The organism is Azospirillum lipoferum (assembly GCF_024170005.1).
GTDB lineage: Bacteria > Pseudomonadota > Alphaproteobacteria > Azospirillales > Azospirillaceae > Azospirillum > Azospirillum lipoferum.
The window spans coordinates 91390-109907 of record NZ_JALJXJ010000017.1; the positions used below are offsets into that span (position 1 = coordinate 91390).

An 18518-nucleotide genomic window follows, 5' to 3' on the forward strand; every position below is an offset into this window, starting at 1 on the left:
CCCGTTAGCCAGCCCGATGAGGAATTTCGCCACCGGCAGCGCTATACCCATCGATGATGACGTGGCTGCTGCCTTGGGAGCAGCATTCGATCCGGGCGTCGACCCTGTAGACCTGACGCAGCAGGTCGACGGTGATGACCTCTTTGCAGGGGCCGCTGCCACGGGACCTTCCGCCGGCAAGCACCAGGACCTTGTCGGCGAAGCGCAGGACTTGGTTGAGGTCGTGCAAGGCGATGAAGGCAAGAATCCCTCGCTGCCGCACAAGGTCGCGGACGAGGGACAGCACCTGCATCTGCCGGTGCAGGTCCAGCGCGCTCGTCGGCTCGTCCATCAGCAGGATCTCGGGATCGCGAGCGAGCGTCTGCGCCAGCGAGGCGAGCTGCCGCTGGCCGCCGCTGAGTTCACCCAGGCTTCGGAAGGCGATGTCGGCGATGCCCAGCGACGCCAGGACCTCGTCGACCGCCGCCAGATCCGTGTCATGCACCACCCATGAGGCGTTCTGCTTGCGGGCAAGCAGGACGGACTCGTAAACGGTCAGCGCCGCACTCGTCGGCGGGTCCTGGGGCATATAGCAGATGCCGGAGGTCCCGCGCTGCGTTCCCGCCACCGCAACCTCGCCGGGACCGCCGAGGAGGCCGGCCATGCGCTTGAACAGCGTCGACTTGCCGGCGGCGTTCGGGCCGATGACCGCCACGACCTCGCCACCCGCGAAGGCCTGGGTGCTGATTCCGGAAATGGTGAGATGGCGCCCGTGAAAGGCGCCGACGCCGTCGAGTTGCAGCGTCACCATGCGCGCCTCCTGCTTCCCAGAATCAGCGAGATGAAGAACGGAATGCCGATCAGCGAGGTGACGACCCCGATCGGAAAGATCGTGCCCGGAATCAGGATTTTGCTGACGACCGAACTCAGCGACAGGATGACCGCCCCCGCCAGCATCGAGGCCGGCAGGAAGAAGCGTTGGTCCTCGCCGATCAGCATGCGGGCGATGTGGGGGCCGACCAGTCCGATGAAGCCGATGGTGCCGACGAAGGCCACCGGGAACGCGGCCAGCAGGCTGACCAGCACCAGCGTGTGCAGGCGCAGCCGGCGCACGTCCACGCCGAAGCTGGCCGCCTTGTCGTCGCCCAGGCGCAGCGCCGTCAGCGCCCAGGCCCGCCGCAGGAAGAGCGGAAGGGTCGCGACCAGCACCGCCGTGGTGATCGCCAGCTTGCCCCAGGTGGCCTTGGTCAGGCTTCCCATCGTCCAGAACACCACGGCGGCGACCGCCTGCTCGGTCGCGAAATACTGCACCAGCGCCAGCAGGGCGTTGAAGGTGAAGACCAGCGCGATGCCGAGGAGGACGATGGTCTCCGCCGTCACCCCGCGCTTGAGGCTCAGCGCGTGGATGATCAGGGCCGTGAGCATGGCCATGACGAAGGCGTTCAGCGGCAGCATGTACTCCGCCGCCACCGGCAGCAGCCGCAGGCCGAAGGCGAGACCCAGCGCCGCGCCGAAACTGGCGGCCGCCGAGATGCCCAGGGTGAAGGGGCTGGCCAGGGGGTTGTTGAGGATCGTCTGCATCTGCGCCCCGGCCAGCGACAGCGCCGCGCCGACGACCACGGCCATCAGTGCCACGGGCAGGCGGATGTCCCAGATCACCACGCGCGCCTGCGGCGGCACGCTGTCCGGGGACAGCAGCGCCTGCACCACCTCCCATGGGCCGAGGCGCACGGACCCCAGTGCGAGGTCGAGCAGCAGGCTGCACAGCAGTGCCAGCGCCAGCAGGCCGAGCAGCAGCCGCTTGCGCCTGACCACCGCGCGGTAGCCGTGGCGGGTCGATGAATCCGGCAATGGCATCGCTTGGGTCACGGTCTGGTCGCCTTTCCGCCGAGCGACACGAAGTAGCCGGGCTGATACGGGATGGGCAGGAAACGCTCGTGCAGCGCGCGGAAGGTCGCTTCCGGATCGAGGTCGGCGAACAGGGTGGGATGGAACCATTTGGCGAGCTGCTGGAGCGCCACGAACTGGTAGGGGCTGTTGTAGAACTGGTGCCAGATGGCGTGGAAGGAGCCGGTGGCGTTGGCCCGGATGCCGGTGTAGGCGGGGCGCCCGGTGAAGGCGCTCAGCTTTCGCGCGGCTTCGCCCAGGTCGGCGCCCGGCCCGACGCCGATCCAGCCGCCGCCGGGGACGTAGGCTTCCCAATTGGCGCTGGTCACCACGACCTGATCGGGGTCGGCGGCGATCACCCGCTCCGGGCTCAGCTGACCGAAGGTGCCGGGGATCAGATCCCTGGCGATGTTGCTGCCGCCGGCCATCTCCACCAGCCGGCCGAAATTCTCGTTGCCGAAGGTCAGGCAGCAGTCCGGAGTGTAGCCGCCGATGCGCTCGATGAAGATTTTCGGGCGCTGCGGCTTGCTGGCGGCGATCACGTCGGTGACGCGCCGGATCTGCTCGGCACGGAAGGCGATGAACGCTTCGGCGCGCTCCTCCTGCCCGAACAGCCGGCCGAACAGGCGGATCGTCGGCTCGGTGTGCTCCAGCGGCTTATGGCGGAAATCGGCGTAGACGACCGGGATGCCCAGCGCCCCCAGCTTCTCGATGACGCGCGCGTCCTCGCTGGACCGCTGCGCCTCGACGTTGAGGATGAGGACATCGGGCTGCAGGGCGATCGCCTTTTCCAGGTCGAAGGTGCCGTCGTCCATCCCGCCGAAGGTCGGGATGCGGGCGATCTCCGGGAAGGCCCGCAGATACTGAGCGTAGGTGTCCGGGTCGGCCTGGATCAGATCCTTGCGCCAGCCGGCGATGCGGCGGGTCGGATCCTCGCGGTCCAGCAGCGCCACGACATAGAGCTGCCGCCCCTCGCCCAGGATGACGCGCCGCACCGGCGTGCGGACCTCCACCGTGCGTCCGGCGAGATCGGTCACCGATGCCGCCTTCGCCGCACCGGATGCCGTGACGTCGAACGCCGACAGGATGCCCAGGGCGCAGAGGCCCGCGAGGATCGTCGGTTTGCCGAGGAACGCCTTGCCAAGGAACGCCATGATGTCACCTGTGTCGATCGCGTGCCGTCATGCACAGGGCGACGGCACCCGCCGCGTAGGCCGCGGCGACGAAGAAATACGTGTGCTCGAACCCGACCGTCTGGCCCAGTCCAACCCCCAGGGCGATGCCAGCCATGGAGGCGCCCTGAGTCGTGCTCTGCGCCACGCCGAGGATCCGGCCCTGCTGCGCCCCGTCCGTCGCGCGGGAGACCAGCGCCATCAGCACCGGCGTCGTGGCCCCCAACAGGACGCCCCAGGCGAGATAGACGGCGGCGAAGACGGCGACGCTGGCGGTCAGGCCGGCAACCGCCATCAGGCCGGCGCAGCCCGCCGCCACACAGGTCATCCGGCGAAGCGCCGCCGTCCGCGCCATGCCCTCGAAATGCCGGGCCCAGATGGGAGCCGCGATCACGAAGCCCAGCGCCAGCATCGCGTAGCACAGCCCCGTCACCCCGGTACCGGCACCCAGAACCGACGTCACATACAGCGAGAAGGGCGCTTGCGTGATCATGCGGGCGACGAGCAGCAGCCCCATGACGCCGAGCAGGGCGAAAACCGGCGCCGACAGCCGGGATCCCACCGCGGGCCGGCCTGCCGGCACCGGGGTCCTGGTACCGGAGGCGGGCGGAGGCATGTCGGGCAACAGCGTCGCCACGGCCACCGCACAGGCGGCGCATATCGCAGCGGCGGCGGCGTTGATCCAGAAGAACGCCGCATGATCGAGGATCACGCCCCCCGCCACCGCCCCGACGACCGAACCGACATTGGTGGAGACCTGCAGATGGGCGAAGAGACGCGTCCGCGCCGCAGGCGATTCGATGCCGACCCCATAGGCCTGGGCCGGGGCGATGTATCCGGCACAGGCCCCTTGCAGGAAACGCAGCGCCAGGATCGTCCAGACGTCGCCGGCGAAGGCCAGCGCCAGCTGTGTCAGCGCGAGCCCGAGCAAGGCCCGGATCATCATCAGCCGGTGTCCGAAGCGGTCGCCGACCCGTCCCCAGAAGGAGCCGGTCAGCGCGACGCCCAGCATCGGCCCGACATAGACGGCGGTCCCTGCGACGCCGAACAGCCAGCCCGGCGGGTTGTAGGAAGCGAGATGGACCGGCCAGAACGGGCCGCTCATCTCCATGGCGCCCATGGAGACGAACTGGACCGCGAACAGGATGCGGACGGCGCGCCGGACACGGTCCGGCGCCAGGGAAACGCTGGTCATCCGGCTTTAGAAATCGGTCGAGACGGACAGCAGCGCGGTGCGCGGCGCCCCCTGCGACACACCGCCCCAGCTCGCCACGCCGGACCAGTATTCGGTGTCCAGCACGTTCTGCACGGTCGCCCGGACGGTGACCGGCCGGTCGTGAATGGTCGTGCGGTAGCGCGCCCCCAGGTCGAGCCGGGTCCAGGCCGGAATGCGCTGCGTGTTGGCGACGTTGACGTACTGCCCGCCGGTGTGCGCGACGTTGCCGACCAGGGTGAGGGCGTCCAGGAACGGCGTGTCCCACTCGGCGCTGAGGTTCGCCAGCATCTTCGGCACGCCGACCGGCGTGTTGCCGCGGGTGGCGGCGCTGTTGGTCCTGGTCAGTTCGGCGTCGACGAAGGTCACGCCGGCCAGCAGCCGGACCGACGGCGCCACCTCGCCGAAGACGGAGAGTTCCAGACCGCGGTTGCGCTGCTCGCCTCCGGCCGAATAGACGTTGCCGGTCAGCTGCCCTGACGGCTTGGTGATCTGGAACAGGCTGGCGCTGGCACCCAGCTGGCCGAAGTCGAGCTTCACGCCGGCCTCGTACTGCTTGGCGACATAGGGGGACAGGGCCTCGCCGGCGTTGACGGCGGTGGTCGGCGCGACATCGCCCTTGCTCAGCCCCTCGATGTAGTTGGCATAGACGGTGACGCTGTCGCGCGGCTTCAGGACGAGGGCGGCCATGGGCGTGACCGTGCTCTTCTTGTAGGACGAGGTGGTGGCGCCGGTCGTGGCGCTGAAATTCTCCGACTTGATGGTCTGCTGCCGGACGCCCAGAACCAACTGCACGCGGTCGTTCAGGATGCCCAGCGTATCGGACAGCGCGACGCCGGTCAGGTCGGTTTCCGAGATCTTCGGCACCCAGCCGGGCGCGGCGACCGACTGGGCGATCCGGTCGACCGGGCTGTAGATGTTCGACGCCACCGCCCGGCCGCCGGTCAGGCCGCGCGACAGCGTGTCGTGGTAGCGGCTGGCCTGGACGGTCATGCTGTGGCTGACCATGGCGGTGTCGAAGCGCGCCCGCAGCCCGGCATCCAGCGTCGAGCGCTCGACGTCGAACTTGTAGTGCTCCGGCGTCTCGCTGGTGTCGCCGCGCGCGTTGAGGATGGTCGGCGTGCCGAAAAGCCGCTCCACATCGGTCCAGCCGCCGCCGGCATCGGCGAACACCGTCACGCTGTCGGTCAGGTCATATTCGCCGCGCAGGAGCGCCGCGCGGTCGGTGACCTCCGACCATGCCCAGGGCTGGGTGATGTTGCGCCGGCCGTCGGGAGCCGAAGGCACCGGCACACCGGCCGCGATCAGAAACGGGCGGGACGGCGCGTTGAATTCCTCCTTCTGTTCCAGCAGGTCGAGCGATGCACGCAGCCGTTCGCCACGATAGTCGAGGGCCAGCGCGCCGACGCGCGCCTCGCGCGACTGGTTGTCCAGCGGCGTGTCGCCACCCCGGTAGCTGCCGTTGAAGCGGACGCCGAATTCCCCGTTGGGGCCGAAACGGCGGCCGACGTCCAGCTGTCCGCCGAACTGCGAGGTGCCGACATATTCGGCCGTCAGCCGCGTCAGGTCGGTATCGGCGGCGCGTTTGGGAACGATGTTGATGCCGCCGCCGATGCTGCTGCTGGGCGACATGCCGGACAGCAGCGCGGTGGGACCCTTGATCACTTCGATCCGCTCCGCGTAGTCGGCGAAGACGCGGTAGTTGGGAGCCACGCCATAGACGCCGTCGAAGCTGATCTCGCCCAGATTGCCCTCGCCGACGGGAAAGCCGCGGATGAAGAAGGCATCGAGCATGCCGCCGGTCTGGCCGCTGGTCCGCACCGACGGATCGCCGGCCACGACGTCGGCGACGGTGGTCGCCTGATCGTCCTCGATTTTCTTGGCGGTGTAGCTGGTGACGCTGAACGGGGTGTCCATGATATCGCGGTTGCCCAGCACGCCGATACGCCCGCCGCGCGCCACCTGTCCGCCGGCGTAAGCCTGCGGCAACGCGTCCGGATGCGTCGCGCCGGCGGACACCGTCACCTCCGGCAGCGTCATCGCCCCGTCGGCCCCGGCCTGCCCCGCCACCGATGCCGCCACCAGGACATAGCCGGCCGGCGTCCTGGCGATGCGGTAGCCGCTGCCTTGCAGCAGTGCCGCGAACCCTTCGTCCACGCCATAGCTGCCCCGGAGGCCGGGAGAGCGCAGCCCCTTCACCTTGTCGGCATCCACGACGATGGCGGTGCCGGACTGCTGCGCGAAGTGGTTCAGCGCGTCGGCCAGCGGTCCGGCCGGAATGTCGTAGCGGGCAGCGGGTTGGCCGGCGGGTTGAGCGGCGGACTGGGCACGGGCCGGCACGACGCCGGCGGTGGTGAACAGCAAGGCGGCGGCAAGAGGGAGGACGGCGGCGCGGGCGTGCTTGAACGGCATGTTGGACGGCTTTCCATGGCGGAGGTCTCGCTTCCCTTGACGGACGAGATCCGGAAAGCCGAACCGACCCAACGAATTTTTTCCGCTCTTTTCCGCACTCCGTTTATGGGTGGCCCGGCGCGTCCACCAGTACCACCCATGGCGTCAGGGTCCGTACCCGGATGGCCGGGAAGCTGGCCGTCAGCAGGCTGAGCGCCCGGTCGGTGTCGTCCAGCGGCAGGACGGCGGAGACCGTATAGGATTGCAGCGCGGCACGGTCGAAGTGGATGAGGCCCCGGCGGTAGCGGCTCAACCGCTCCAGCACGTCCGGCAGCGGCTCCCCCTGCACCACCAGCTGGCGGAAACGCCAGGCGCCCTCCACGCTGCGCACATCGACGGCGGTCACCGGCCCAGGCCCGGCGGCGGTCAGCCGCAAGCGCTGGCCGGCCTGGACGACCAGACGGTCCGGCAACGCCGGGATTTCGACGGAAACCTTGGATTCGACCACCGTCAGCACAGTGGCATCCTCTCCCCTGTCCGTCTCCCGGGACACCGAGAAGCGCGTGCCCAGCGCCCGCATCCGGCCTTGCGGCGTCTCCACCACGAACGGGCGGCTGGCATCGGGTGCCACGTCAACGAAAATCTCACCCCGCAGCAGTTCCACCGTGCGCCGGCTTTCGTCGAAACGCAGATCGACGGCACTGCCGCTGCCGAGCGTCAACCGGGTGTTGTCAGCCAACGTCCGGCTGGCCCATTCCCCGGTCCCCGTGTGCGCATCGGCGGTCAGGGCGGCCATCAGTTCGGCGGGAGGATAGGCCCGAACCGCCAGCCAGCCCGGCAGGCCGAGTGCCAGGACGATCGCAAGCGCCGCCACCGGACGGCGGGAGCGTGTGCGCCTGCCGCTGGCGAGCGCCGCGTTCAAGGCAGCGCGGGCCGGCCGGGTGGTGCCCCCGGCGCGCATGCGCTGCAGCTGCTCCACCAGATGTTCCATGCCGGCAGCGGCTTCGGCGTGGCGGCGATCTTCCTTCTGCCAGCGCTCGAAGCCGGCGCGTGCCTGTTCGCGCTCGGCCGCACTGTCCGCCGTCAGCGCAACCACCCACCGTGCCGCCTCTTCGGCAATGGCATCGTCGGTCGTGTTCCGGGTTTTCGCACTCATGTCGGGCGCCTCACAGATGGCTGTCGCGCACCCGGCAGCACTGCAACAGGCACTGCGCCAGATATTTCTGCACCATCCGCGTCGACACGCCGAGGTGACCGGCGATGGAGGCATGGGTCTGGCCGTCCAGATAATGCATCAGGAAGGCCTCCCGCGCCTTGGCCGATACCGCCTGCAAGGCAGCACCGATCTGCTCGAGCGCCTGTACCGCGGCAAGCACATCCTCCGGCGACGGATGGCCGGCTATCGTCTCGGCAGCGAGCGCCAGCTCGGCCAGATAGGCCTGCTCGATCGTCTGGCGGCGCGCACGATCCAACAGCAGGCGCTTCGCCGTGGTGGTGAGGAAGGCACGGGGTTCGCGGATGCCCAGCAACGCGTCGCGTGAGGCCAGGATACGCAGGAATGTGTCCTGCGCCACATCGGCTGCGTTGTGCGTACATCCCAACTTGCGTCGTAACCAGTTGTGCAGCCAGCCATGATGCTCGCTGTAGAACAGTCCAAACTGAGCAGTCCCACAGGCGTCTTCGAGTACAGGTTGTTTGATGGACATATACTGACCCCCCGGCCCCTGGTCCGCCTGAACATAAATATGAGAATGACAATCACTATCATATTCGCTGCATACTATGGAAGTCGCCGTTTTGTGGCCTCCCGCTGACGGCGCCCTGCCTTGAGCGATCGACCGTGACGCCGTGCTCGGCCATCATCTGTTCGAGATCAAGGGTGCTGATGCCGTACCGGCGCTGCCAGCGTATCCCCCAGAGGATGACTCACCATTGAAATGGCGTCCCTTGGAGTCCGACATGGCTGGGGCTCCCTCCGGCATCCAGCCCTTCGCCGCCTGCCGGCCAGTTTTGCAACAGAGCGCAATGCGCGTTATCGGATGCATTCCGCATCGCAGCAAGATTTCCATTCCGAAATATGCGTACATATACGGGTGCAAATTCAAAAAGTTGCTCGCGTCGATCGAGCATGATAGTTTTCCTGACAGCACTTATTGCACCCTGAGACGGAAATCACTCCTCTCACTCACCCCTCTGCGCCGGGAACATGACGATCTTCATATCGATCGCCTCCTATCGCGACTCCGAGTTGATTCCGACGATCCGCGACTGCATCGCGCAGGCACGCGATCCGGAGGCGCTGCGCTTCGGCATCTGCTGGCAGCATGGCGACGACGAGGAGCGACCGGCCGAGTTCGCTGATCCGCGCTTCCAGGTGATCGCCGTGCCCTGGCGCGACAGTGCCGGCGCCTGCTGGGCGCGGGCCGAGATCATGAAGTTGTGGAACGGCGAGGACTTCTTCCTGCAGATCGATTCCCACCACCGCTTCGCCCGCCATTGGGACGCCATCCTGATGGAGCAGGCGCAGCGCTGCCAGACAGCGAAGCCGGTGCTGAGCACCTACGTGGCGGCCTACGACCCGTCCACCGGCACGCGCCAGCCCCCCGATCCGATGCAGATGGATCTCGACCATTTCACCGAGGATGGTATCGCGCTGTTCCGTCCGCGCGCCATCGACCCGGCCCGGCGGGGCAGCCGGCCGTTGCGTGCGCGCTTCGTCTCCGGGCATTTCCTGTTCGCGCCGGGGTCCTTCGTGCACGACGTGCCGTACGACCCGTCGCTTTATTTCATCGGCGAGGAGATCACGCTGGCCGTGCGTGCCTTCACTCATGGCTACGACCTGTTCCACCCGTCGGCGCATGTGCTGTGGCACGAATATTCCCGGACCCACCGGCCAAAGCACTGGGGCGACCATGTGGCCGGGCAGACGGTGGGACAGCCCTGGAACGTCCGCGACAAGGCCAGCAGAGCCAAGGTTTCCCGGTTCCTGACCCAGCCGGTCTACGGGCCGTTCGGCTGCGGCACGGCTCGGTCGTTCGCCGACTACGAGGCTTACGCCGGGCTGGATTTCCGCAAGCGGACCGCGCTGCCGGCGGTCCGCCAGGGATCGGAGCCGGGAACGCCCGGCGCGTCCGACGACCCGAACGCGTTGCGGCGGTGGGATCTGCGCATCACCCTCAGCCGGGCCGAGTTGCCATCGGCGGCGTTGGCCGATCCGTCATTCTGGTATGTCGGGTTCCACGACGAAAACGACGTGGAGATCCACCGGGCCGATGCGGCAGGGCCGGAACTGCGCATGCTGGTCGCCGGCGATGCGCCGGAGATCGTGATCGCGCGGCGCTTCCTGTCGGCGCAACGGCCGGCGCGCTGGACCGTCTGGCCGGTCAGCCGGTCTCGGGGATGGCTCGACAAGCTGGGCGGCGCGCCATGATCTCCACCATGGAAAAATTCGCACATGACGCCTGGGCCCCGGATCCCTTATCCATATTTTTGCTCTCTGTTTTGAATATGTTTTTCTCTCACATTTAAATTTTATAGGCTAACCATGGACATAATATTAAAAACGCTTACGGTTATTCAGAGTCTTTCCAACGAATACCTCCAGAATATTGATCGCCGCGGCGATGATTGGATCACGCTGACCAGTATTGTCGGCCATGACGGCAGCGTCAACGATGCCGCCAAGGATAAGATCGTGATGACCGTCTACAACATCACCAAGGAGAACGTGGTCAGCAGCTACGCGCCGGCAAAGCCGGGTCCGGATTCCTTCGCCATCGTTCAGCCGCCCATCTTCATCGACATCCACCTGATGTTCATGGCGAACTTCGCGGCGCAGACCTATCTGGACGGGCTTGGCGCCATCTCCCGGCTGATCTCCTATTTCCAGCAGACCCCCTGGTTCAACCAGTCGAACGCGCCGGAGTTGGGGGCGGACATCGACAAGATCACCATGGAACTCGAAAGCCTGGGACCGGTCGAGGTCAACTACGTCATGGGCATGTTGGGCACGAAGTATCTGCCCGCCGCCTTCTACAAGCTGCGCATGCTGCCCTTCGCCGCGCCCGCCATGCAGAGCCGCACCTATCCCGCCCGGGGCGGCTCCATCAGCGAAACGCCCCAACCGGCGCCCCAACCGGCGCAGTGGCCATGAGCGCGGCAGCCGGCTCCGGCGCGGTCAAATCCTTCCGTTACGCGCCGGGAACCCGCCGGAGCGTGTTCGAGAGGCTTTTCAGCGTCGTGGTGACTCACACCTACTACACGCAGAATGCCGGGCTGTGCCGCGACCTGCGCTTCGCGCCGGACTCCGCCTCGGCTTCGCTGATGGCTTCGCTGGGCATGCTGTTCAAGGAGGAGGACGCGGGGTTCAGCGTCCTCATCCAGCCCTACGCCGTCGAGGGTCTGGTCCAATATCTGCGTCGCCAGGCCCGCAGCGGACTTGGGCCTCCCGAATATTGGACCCGCCTGACCTTTCTGATGACCATGGTCAATCCGCAGTTCATCGGCATCACTGCCGTGCCCGTCTCCACCAAGCCGACCGAGGTCAACTTCTATGCCAACAACATGACGGCGCACGGCAGCGGCGACAGCGTCGTCCTGCCACCCCGCCGGTACATGAACGGCGCCACGCTGGTTCCGGTGACGGGATCCCAGATGACGGTGCCGGTGACGCCGGACACCGCATATGTCACGCTGGCCGACCTTTCCGGGGCGGTGGTCCATCGCTTTCCGATCACTCCCAGCGACAAGGCGACCAACCCCACGCGGGTCACCATCGACCTCGGCCAGTGCACCTACGGCTACTATACGGTCTCGCTCGAGGGGGCCGACGGGCAGGCCATCGACGATCACCTGTACCCGCGCCAAACGCTCTATGTGCCGCCGCGCCCGGTGACGATGGGCGCACTGGAGATCCTGTTCACCCGGCCGACACCAAACAGCCGCGGCGTCTACCCGCTGCGGCGACCGTCCCATGTCCGGCAGGCAGGCACGCCGGGAAACGGCCTGACCTATCGGCTGCCCTTCGACGCACGGTCGACCTATTGGCAGTACTATGTGGTGGCGCAGGATGCGGGCGGGACCCTGGAAGATCTCAACATCACCGGGACGGGAACCAGCTTCCGCCAGCAGCCCCATCCAGTGCGCCTCCCCGACGGCGCGTCGGCGATCCTCTTCGAGTCGCAGGATGCCCTGCCCCTGCGCCAGAAGTCGCCGGAACGGTTCCGCCTGACCGGACGCCGGCGCGATACCAGCGGCCAGGAGAACGATCTGCTGATCTCCCGTCTGCCGGTCGCGCCCGCCTCCCCGGTATGGCCGGCGCCGCAGCACTCCGATGCCGGCGGCCCTCCCGCCGGCAGGAAAGGAAAAACCGGCACCCGCAGTCTTTCCAGCACCGACGGCCAGAACAGCGGCCAGGACAGCACCGGCACGTCGGAAATCTTCGTCTACGTCTGAACCTGCGGCCTCGGCCGCTCACGCACCGGCTCCAGCGCGGAAGGAACAAGGCACCATGGCAGCCAACACCCTGCAGAAGAACCGTAAGACACCCGGCGTCTACGTGACGGAATTCTCAGCCTTCCCGCCGAGCGTCGTCGGCGTGGAAACAGCGGTGCCGATCTTCATCGGCTACACCGAAACGGCGATGGATCCGTCGAGCAAGAAGCAGGTCTACCTGCAGGCGATCCAGCTCAACTCCATGGCCGACTATTACAGCTACTTCGGCAAGGGCTACGACACGCAGTATGTCGTCAGCGACCTGACGCCTCCGCCGACGCCCACCCCGTCGCCCTCGCCCACCCCGACGACCACCCCGGCGACCACCACGCCGGCGCCGGTACTGCCCGCTTATGATTTCGAAGCGTCGATGTCGTACGGATCGAGCGTCGACGACCAGACCATCATGACCGGCCAATATCTGGTCGGCACCACATCGGTCGGCGGCACCATCGTTCCCCGCTTCAACCTTTATCTATCGATGCAGCTGTTCTTCGCCAACGGCGGCGGCTCATGCTTCGTCATTTCGGTGAACAACTACTGGGGCAAGCAGAGCGTCGATCCGACGCCGGATGCGACGGCCACCACTGTCTCGGCGGCGGACCTGATGGCCGGCCTCACCGTCGCCAACGACACCCGGGGCGCGACGATGCTGGTCATTCCCGACGCCTGCCTGCTGTCGACCACCGATTACAGCTCCATCGCCGTCGCGATGATGAAGCAGGCCAGCGAGTTGCAGGACCGCGTCGCCATCCTCGATCTGCCGGGCGCGCTGGATCCGGCGACCTGGAGCAAGACGGCCATGAAGGCGCAGGCCGACGCCTTCTACGACGCCATCGCCCCGGCGCAGCCCTACTTCAGCTATGGCGCGGCTTATGGTCCGGCGGTGGAATCGTCGGTGCTTGGCACCGGCGATGTCGACTATACGAACCTGCAGGGCTCCGACAGCAGCACGCTGGCGATGAACAACCTGCTGACCACGCAGGCGCAGAGCCTCTACGCCACCAAGAATCCCGATGGCACCTACACGGCGACCGACACCTTCAACAAGGTCACCATGCGGATCGCTGCGGCCTTCCCGGTTGCCGCGGTGCCGACCCCGACGCCGAGCGCGAGCACGAGCGAAAGCTCGCCGCCACCGACCTCGGGCGGTTCGCCGCGCACCGGGGTCTCGGGCGGCCTGCTGGTGTCGCTGCCCGATTCCACCGTGCCGACCCCGACCACCCCGGACGGCATCTCGTCGCTCGAACAATATCTGCTCAACGCCACGCCACTCCTCGGCCAGGTGCTGGAGATCCTGGTCGGCAAGCTGAACGTGGCGCCGGCCAGCGGGATCATGGCCGGGATCTGGACACAGAACGACGCCAATCGCGGCGTGTGGAACGCCCCGGCCAACCTCTCGCTGAACGAGGTCATCGCCCCGAAGGTGCTGCTGACCGACGCCGATCAGGGCGATTACAACGTGCCGCTCAACGGCAACGCCATCGACATCCTGCGCGCCATGGTCAACCGCGGCACCGTGGTGTGGGGCGCGCGCACGCTGGACGGCAACAGCCTGGACTACCGCTACATCCAGGTGCGACGCACGCTGATCTACATCGAGCAGTCGATCAAGAACACGCTGGCCGGGTTCGTCTTCGCCGCCAACGATGCCGGCACCTGGGCGACGGTGACCGCCAGCATCTCCAATTTCCTGACGCAGTTCTGGCAGGCCGGCGGTCTGATGGGCGCCAAGGCGAGCGAAGCATTCACCGTCCAGTGCGGCGTCCCGACCACCATGACCGGCCTGGACGTGCTCAACGGCTACATGATCGTCAACGTGACCGTGCAGCTCATCCATCCGGCCGAGTTCATCGAGCTGACCTTCACCCAGACCATGCAGGGCGTGTGATCGCCGCGACAGCAGGCTTATTGATTTAGGAGGGGACCATGGCAGGCGAAACGCAGAACTCCACTTGGCCGTTGCCAAAATTCTACTTCTCGGTCACCGGCCTGCCCGGCGGCCCGGTCAGCTTCCAGGAGGTGACCGGACTGGAGACCGAGGTGACTCCGATCGAGTACCGGCACGGCGACAGCCCCAGCTTCTACCCGATCAAGATGCCCGGCCTCGGCAAGGTCGGCAACGTGACCATGCGCAAGGGCATCTTCGTCAATGACGCGGCGCTGTGGAACTGGTTCAACCAGATCAAGATGAACACCATCGCCCGCGTCACCGTGGTGGTGAACCTGCTCGACGAGACGGGCGCGCCGAAGATGGTGTGGACGCTCAACAACGCCTTCCCGATCAAGGTCACCGGCACCGACCTCAAGTCGGAGGGCAACGAGGTGGCGGTGGAGAGCGTGGACATCGCCTTTGAAACCATGACCATCTCGGCTCCGTGATGGTCGCTGGGGTCTATTACCCGCCGCCGGGATTCTGTTTCAGCGTCGCGGTGGCGGGGTCGGGCTCATCCCTGCAGTCGTCGAGTGCCGTCGATGGCAGCTTCCAGGAGGTTTCCGGCCTGGACGCCACCATCGAGACCGAGACGGTGGTCGAAGGCGGCGAGAACCGCTACGTCCACAAGCTGCCGGGCGCGACCCGCTACCCCAATCTGGTGCTGCGTCGCGGATACGTGACGCAGCCCTCCTTCCTGTCCGAATGGGCGGCGCAGACGGTCGGCTCGACGCTGAACCTGCCGATCCTGACGCAAACGCTGGTGGTGACGCTGCTGGGCGCCGACCGCGCTCCACTGGTCGCCTGGAACGTGGTGCAGGCCTGGCCGGTGCGCTGGGTGACCGGCCCGTTCGATTCGCTGAAGAACGAATATCTGACCGAGGTGCTCGAATTTTCCTACGCCTATGTCACGCGCATGCCGCTGAACGAAGCCACCAGCATGGTCGGGCCGGTTTCCACCCTGATCGGCGGCGCATGAGCGCGGCGCAAGCGACCCAGCTGGAGGAATGCACACATGCCCCTTGAGATCAGCGAAATCGGCGTCCGCATCGTCGTGCAGGACGCGTCCGGCGGTGTCAGCGGCACCGGCGCCAGGCCGGAGCCGGGCGCGCTCGATCCGGCGCACAAGGCGGAGATCGTCGAGCTGTGCGTGCGGGAGGTGCTGCGCACCTTGCAGATGAACGAGGCGCGCTGACATGTCCGGCAGCCTGGAACGGTTGGTCTTCACCGCCTACAGCGACGCCAACTTCAACACGCAGGTCGGCAAGCCGTTCTCGGCGTGGATCAACCCAGCCAGCTACAAGCACGACTACGCCATCCTCTACACCGACCGTCAGGCGCCCGGCGCTCCCGGCCCGTCGCCCGAATTCAACCGCGTCGGGCCGGAAAGCGTTTCCTTCGAGCTGGTGTTCGACACCACCGGGGTCGTCCCGCCGCCGGTGCCCGGCACCCCGCTGCCGTCCGACGGAGTTGCCGGCCTGATCAGCCAGTTCAGGGCTCTGTTCGGAACGACCAACGGCTCGACCCATCGGCCCAACTACGCCAAGGTCTCTTGGGCGCAGCTCCAGTTCCAGGGCGTGCTGAGCCAGATGAACACGGTCTATTCCCTGTTCAAGCCCGACGGCACACCGATCCGCGCCAAGATGTCGGTCACCTTCCTCGCCTTCACCAGCGAGGTGCAGCTCGCCAAGCAGGCGAACATGGCATCCCCCGACATGACGCATCTGGTGACGGTGGTGGCCGGCGACACGCTGCCGCTGCTGTGCCACCGCATCTATGGCGACAGCCGCTATTACATCAGCATCGCCGCCTACAACGGCCTGTCCGATTTCCGCCGGCTGCGGCCCGGGTCGCAGATCGTCTTCCCTCCGTTGGCCGGAACCGCCGCATGACCGCCCCCTCTCCCGCGCAATTGGCCGGCGCGCTCGTTTCCTGGACGATCAGCGCCGACGGCAAGCCGCTCGACAGTTCGTACCAGGTGGTGTCGATCGACGTCTGGACCGACGTCAACAAGCTGCCCAAGGCGCGGCTGGTCATCTCCGACGGCGACCCGGCGGCGCAGACCTTCCCGATCAGCGAGACGGCGGCGCTCATCCCCGGCGCCGCGCTGGAGATTTCGCTGGGCTACGACCAGTCCGTCACCCAGGTGTTCTCCGGCATCGTCTACCGGCAGGGGCTGGAGATCGCGCAGAACGGCTCGTCGCGTCTGGTGGTGGAGGCGACCGACAAGGCCATGGCGATGACGCTGGCCCGGCGGAACGCCGTGTTCGAGACGATGACCGACAGCCAGCTGATCCAGAAACTGATCGGGCAGTCGGGCCTCACCGCCAGGGTCGCTTCGACCAGCACCGTCCAGCCGGTCATCGTGCAGTACTACTGCTCGGACTGGGACCTGATGCTGATCCGCGCCCAGCTCAACGGCATGGTGGTGACCGCGGCCGGCGGCACGGTGACGGTGGCCGTCCCGGACACGTCGAAGGCGCCGGTGCTGACCCTGGCCTACGGTCAGTCGATCCTGGATTTCCGGGCCGAAATGGACGCCTCCACCCAATACACGGCGGCAGCGATCAAGAGCTATGCCTGGGATCCGGCGACGCAGCAGCTCACCGCCTCCGGCCAGGCCAGCACCGGAGTGACGACGCCCGGCAACCTGTCGTCCGACCAGTTGGCCAAGGTCTTCGACATCACGCAATACACCCAGCAGAGCGCCGGCACGCTTCCGCAGGCCGACCTCACCGACTGGTCGTCGGCGGAGCTGTTGAAGGCGCGCCTCAGCAAGATCCGCGGCAGCGTGCGTTTCCAGGGCAGCGCGCTGGTCACGCCGGGGGCGATGGTGACGCTGGCCGGGCTGGGCGACCGCTTCAACGGCAACGGCTATGTCTCGGGGCTGCACCACCGGGTCGCCGACGGTCTGTGGCTGACCTCGATCGAACTGGGCCTGTCGCCGCTGTGGTTCGCCGCCACGACGCCCCAGGTCGCCGCCCCCGGCGCTGCCGGCCAGCTTCCGCCGGTCGCCAATCTGCAGACCGCCCTGGTGCTGAAGACCTCGGACGATCCGGACGGCGAGTTCCGCGTCCAGGTGCAGCTCCCGCTGCTGCAGGCGGGCAGCCAGGGGGTGTGGGCGCGGCTGGGCAGCTTCTACGCCTCGAACGGCATCGGCGCCGAATTCTACCCGGAGGTCGGGGACGAGGTGGTCGTCGCCTTCATGAACGGTGATCCGCGTTTCCCGGTGATCGTCGGCAGCCTCTACAGCAAGAAGAACCCGCCGCCGGTCACCCCCGACGCCAAGAACAACCAGAAGACCATCGTCACCCGCAGCAAACTGCGCATCGACTTCTTCGAGGAGGACAAGGCGATCGCCATCGCCACGCCCGGCGGCCACAGCATCCGCCTCGACGACAAGGCCAAGACCATCACCATCAAGGATCTGAACGGCAACACCATGACCATGGCGCCGGGTGGCATCACCGCCAGCAGCGCCGCCGACATGACGCTGGAGGCGAAGGGCAACATCGCGATCAACGCGCAGGGCAACCTGACGCTGAAGGCGAACGCCAACGTCTCGGTCGCCGGGCTCCAGATCGACGCCAAGGCCGACACCACCTTCGCCGCGCAGGGTTCGGCCGAAGCCAAGCTGACCTCGGCCGCCATGGTGCAGATCCAGGGCGGCCTGGTGAAGATCAACTGAGCGACCGCCAACGGAGACCCCCTGCATGCCGCCCGCCGCCCGCCTGACCGACATGCACAGCTGCCCGATGGTGACGCCGGGCGTGCCGCCCATTCCCCATGTCGGCGGACCGCTGACCGGACCCGGCATGCCGACCGTGCTGATCGGCGGCCTGCCCGCCGCCTGCGTCGGCGACCTGTGCGTCTGCGTCGGGCCGCCGGACACCATCGTCAAGGGCTCCGCCACCGTGCTGATCGGTGGACGGCCGGCGGCCCGGATGGGCGACAGCACGGCGCATGGCGGTACCGTCGTGCTCGGCTTTCCCACCGTGCTGATCGGGGGCTGACCGATGGCGGACGACACCGAACAGGACTTTCTCGGGACCGGCTGGAGCTTCCCGCCGACCTTCAACCGGCACAGCTCCTCGGTGGTGATGAGCAGCGACGTGCAGAACATCAAGGAAAGCCTGTGGGTGCTGCTGTCGACCAGCCTGGGTGAACGGCTGATGCTCGCCACCTACGGCACCACCCTGCGCGACCGGGTGTTCGACAGCCTCACCGAAACGCTGATAAACCAGATCAAGTCGGAGTTGATGAAGGCGATCGTCGATTGGGAACCGCGCATCGACGTGCTGAGCATCGCGGTGCAGGAGGAGGCACCGCTGCAGGGTCTGGTCACCATCCTGATCGACTTCGTCGTCCGCAGCACCAACGTGCGCAGCAACCTCGTCTATCCCTTCTACCTGACCGAGGCGACGCTGCCCTCGCCGGCGCTGTGAAGGGG

General features: G+C 67.0%; 18 protein-coding genes, 1 pseudogene and 1 other annotated feature (1 of these 20 running past the window's edge). Of the genes and pseudogenes, 11 read left to right on the plus strand and 8 right to left on the minus strand.

Annotated elements, in window-relative coordinates:
* Positions 1-35 (plus strand) — a sequence feature (AL1L pseudoknot) (it extends 92 nt beyond the left edge of the window).
* The 8 genes and pseudogenes from J2848_RS29830 to J2848_RS29865 form a co-directional block, all read right to left on the minus strand.
* Complete coding sequence (locus J2848_RS29830) at positions 5-790, minus strand: ABC transporter ATP-binding protein (RefSeq protein ID WP_149234124.1); 786 nt, start codon at positions 788-790, stop codon at positions 5-7. It overlaps the preceding feature by 31 nt.
* On the minus strand, positions 784-1848 hold the full coding sequence (locus tag J2848_RS29835) for a FecCD family ABC transporter permease (RefSeq protein WP_246194220.1): 1065 nt from the start codon (positions 1846-1848) through the stop codon (positions 784-786). Before J2848_RS29835 ends, J2848_RS29830 begins: the two co-directional genes overlap by 7 nt.
* Positions 1845-3020 carry an ABC transporter substrate-binding protein gene (locus J2848_RS29840; protein WP_149234123.1) on the minus strand — a complete coding sequence of 392 codons (1176 nt, stop codon included), beginning with the start codon at positions 3018-3020 and terminating at the stop codon, positions 1845-1847. The genes J2848_RS29835 and J2848_RS29840 overlap by 4 nt, the downstream gene beginning before the upstream one ends.
* A gap of 4 nt (positions 3021-3024) precedes the next feature.
* The gene (locus J2848_RS29845) at positions 3025-4233 is read right to left on the minus strand and encodes an MFS transporter (RefSeq protein ID WP_149234122.1); all 1209 of its coding nucleotides are present in this window, start codon (positions 4231-4233) and stop codon (positions 3025-3027) included.
* 6 nt (positions 4234-4239) lie between these two features.
* Positions 4240-6663 carry a TonB-dependent receptor gene (locus J2848_RS29850; protein ID WP_149234121.1) on the minus strand — a complete coding sequence of 808 codons (2424 nt, stop codon included), beginning with the start codon at positions 6661-6663 and terminating at the stop codon, positions 4240-4242.
* A 103-nt stretch (positions 6664-6766) separates the two neighbouring features.
* A complete protein-coding gene (locus tag J2848_RS29855; protein WP_149234120.1) occupies positions 6767-7798 on the minus strand; it encodes a FecR family protein in 1032 nt (343 codons plus the stop codon).
* Positions 7799-7808: 10 nt separating this feature from the next.
* Positions 7809-8348, minus strand: a complete 540-nt coding sequence (locus J2848_RS29860) for a sigma-70 family RNA polymerase sigma factor (protein WP_149234119.1) — start codon at positions 8346-8348, stop codon at positions 7809-7811.
* A 121-nt stretch (positions 8349-8469) separates the two neighbouring features.
* Positions 8470-8603, minus strand: a pseudogene (locus tag J2848_RS29865) (IS6 family transposase); the annotation flags it as partial.
* Positions 8604-8848: 245 nt separating this feature from the next.
* On the opposite strand from J2848_RS29865, the gene J2848_RS29870 reads away from it, so the two are divergent.
* The 11 genes from J2848_RS29870 (at position 8849) to J2848_RS29920 (ending at position 18513) form a co-directional block, all read left to right on the plus strand.
* A complete protein-coding gene (locus J2848_RS29870) occupies positions 8849-10072 on the plus strand; it encodes a GlcNAc-transferase family protein (protein WP_149234118.1) in 1224 nt (407 codons plus the stop codon).
* Between the two features lie 114 nt (positions 10073-10186).
* Complete coding sequence (locus J2848_RS29875; protein WP_149234117.1) at positions 10187-10795, plus strand: Pvc16 family protein; 609 nt, start codon at positions 10187-10189, stop codon at positions 10793-10795.
* Positions 10792-12096 carry a hypothetical protein gene (locus J2848_RS29880; RefSeq protein ID WP_149234116.1) on the plus strand — a complete coding sequence of 435 codons (1305 nt, stop codon included), beginning with the start codon at positions 10792-10794 and terminating at the stop codon, positions 12094-12096. The genes J2848_RS29875 and J2848_RS29880 overlap by 4 nt, the downstream gene beginning before the upstream one ends.
* Before the next feature lie 55 nt (positions 12097-12151).
* Complete coding sequence (locus J2848_RS29885; RefSeq protein WP_149234115.1) at positions 12152-14026, plus strand: phage tail sheath C-terminal domain-containing protein; 1875 nt, start codon at positions 12152-12154, stop codon at positions 14024-14026.
* A 38-nt stretch (positions 14027-14064) separates the two neighbouring features.
* Positions 14065-14517 carry a phage tail protein gene (locus tag J2848_RS29890; RefSeq protein ID WP_149234114.1) on the plus strand — a complete coding sequence of 151 codons (453 nt, stop codon included), beginning with the start codon at positions 14065-14067 and terminating at the stop codon, positions 14515-14517.
* A complete protein-coding gene (locus tag J2848_RS29895; RefSeq protein ID WP_246194234.1) occupies positions 14517-15047 on the plus strand; it encodes a phage tail protein in 531 nt (176 codons plus the stop codon). The genes J2848_RS29890 and J2848_RS29895 overlap by 1 nt, the downstream gene beginning before the upstream one ends.
* Before the next feature lie 36 nt (positions 15048-15083).
* Positions 15084-15263, plus strand: coding sequence for a DUF5908 family protein (locus tag J2848_RS29900; RefSeq protein ID WP_149234112.1), 180 nt, complete (start codon positions 15084-15086; stop codon positions 15261-15263).
* A 1-nt stretch (position 15264) separates the two neighbouring features.
* A complete protein-coding gene (locus J2848_RS36045) occupies positions 15265-15960 on the plus strand; it encodes a CIS tube protein (RefSeq protein ID WP_149234111.1) in 696 nt (231 codons plus the stop codon).
* Positions 15957-17756 (plus strand): type VI secretion system tip protein VgrG, encoded by a 1800-nt coding sequence (gene vgrG, locus J2848_RS29910; RefSeq protein ID WP_149234110.1) that lies wholly within the window; start codon positions 15957-15959, stop codon positions 17754-17756. Before J2848_RS36045 ends, vgrG begins: the two co-directional genes overlap by 4 nt.
* 25 nt (positions 17757-17781) lie before the next feature.
* Positions 17782-18081, plus strand: a complete 300-nt coding sequence (locus tag J2848_RS29915) for a PAAR domain-containing protein (protein WP_149234109.1) — start codon at positions 17782-17784, stop codon at positions 18079-18081.
* A 3-nt stretch (positions 18082-18084) separates the two neighbouring features.
* Positions 18085-18513 carry a GPW/gp25 family protein gene (locus tag J2848_RS29920; protein WP_149234108.1) on the plus strand — a complete coding sequence of 143 codons (429 nt, stop codon included), beginning with the start codon at positions 18085-18087 and terminating at the stop codon, positions 18511-18513.
* Positions 18514-18518 lie beyond the last annotated feature (5 nt).

Excerpts from the sequence above, each read along its gene's own strand:
- J2848_RS29870 (WP_149234118.1), top strand. The coding sequence starts at position 8,849 with ATGACGATCTTCATATCGATCGCCTCCTATCGCGACTCCGAGTTGATT.
- J2848_RS29840 (WP_149234123.1), bottom strand. The coding sequence starts at position 3,020 with ATGGCGTTCCTTGGCAAGGCGTTCCTCGGCAAACCGACGATCCTCGCG.
- J2848_RS29855 (WP_149234120.1), bottom strand. The coding sequence starts at position 7,798 with ATGAGTGCGAAAACCCGGAACACGACCGACGATGCCATTGCCGAAGAG.
- J2848_RS29830 (WP_149234124.1), bottom strand. The coding sequence starts at position 790 with ATGGTGACGCTGCAACTCGACGGCGTCGGCGCCTTTCACGGGCGCCAT.
- J2848_RS29895 (WP_246194234.1), top strand. The coding sequence starts at position 14,517 with ATGGTCGCTGGGGTCTATTACCCGCCGCCGGGATTCTGTTTCAGCGTC.
- J2848_RS29860 (WP_149234119.1), bottom strand. The coding sequence starts at position 8,348 with ATGTCCATCAAACAACCTGTACTCGAAGACGCCTGTGGGACTGCTCAG.
- J2848_RS29890 (WP_149234114.1), top strand. The coding sequence starts at position 14,065 with ATGGCAGGCGAAACGCAGAACTCCACTTGGCCGTTGCCAAAATTCTAC.
- J2848_RS29885 (WP_149234115.1), top strand. The coding sequence starts at position 12,152 with ATGGCAGCCAACACCCTGCAGAAGAACCGTAAGACACCCGGCGTCTAC.
- J2848_RS29880 (WP_149234116.1), top strand. The coding sequence starts at position 10,792 with ATGAGCGCGGCAGCCGGCTCCGGCGCGGTCAAATCCTTCCGTTACGCG.
- J2848_RS29920 (WP_149234108.1), top strand. The coding sequence starts at position 18,085 with ATGGCGGACGACACCGAACAGGACTTTCTCGGGACCGGCTGGAGCTTC.
- J2848_RS29875 (WP_149234117.1), top strand. The coding sequence starts at position 10,187 with ATGGACATAATATTAAAAACGCTTACGGTTATTCAGAGTCTTTCCAAC.
- J2848_RS29915 (WP_149234109.1), top strand. The coding sequence starts at position 17,782 with ATGCCGCCCGCCGCCCGCCTGACCGACATGCACAGCTGCCCGATGGTG.
- vgrG (WP_149234110.1), top strand. The coding sequence starts at position 15,957 with ATGACCGCCCCCTCTCCCGCGCAATTGGCCGGCGCGCTCGTTTCCTGG.
- J2848_RS29850 (WP_149234121.1), bottom strand. The coding sequence starts at position 6,663 with ATGCCGTTCAAGCACGCCCGCGCCGCCGTCCTCCCTCTTGCCGCCGCC.
- J2848_RS36045 (WP_149234111.1), top strand. The coding sequence starts at position 15,265 with ATGTCCGGCAGCCTGGAACGGTTGGTCTTCACCGCCTACAGCGACGCC.
- J2848_RS29900 (WP_149234112.1), top strand. The coding sequence starts at position 15,084 with ATGCCCCTTGAGATCAGCGAAATCGGCGTCCGCATCGTCGTGCAGGAC.
- J2848_RS29845 (WP_149234122.1), bottom strand. The coding sequence starts at position 4,233 with ATGACCAGCGTTTCCCTGGCGCCGGACCGTGTCCGGCGCGCCGTCCGC.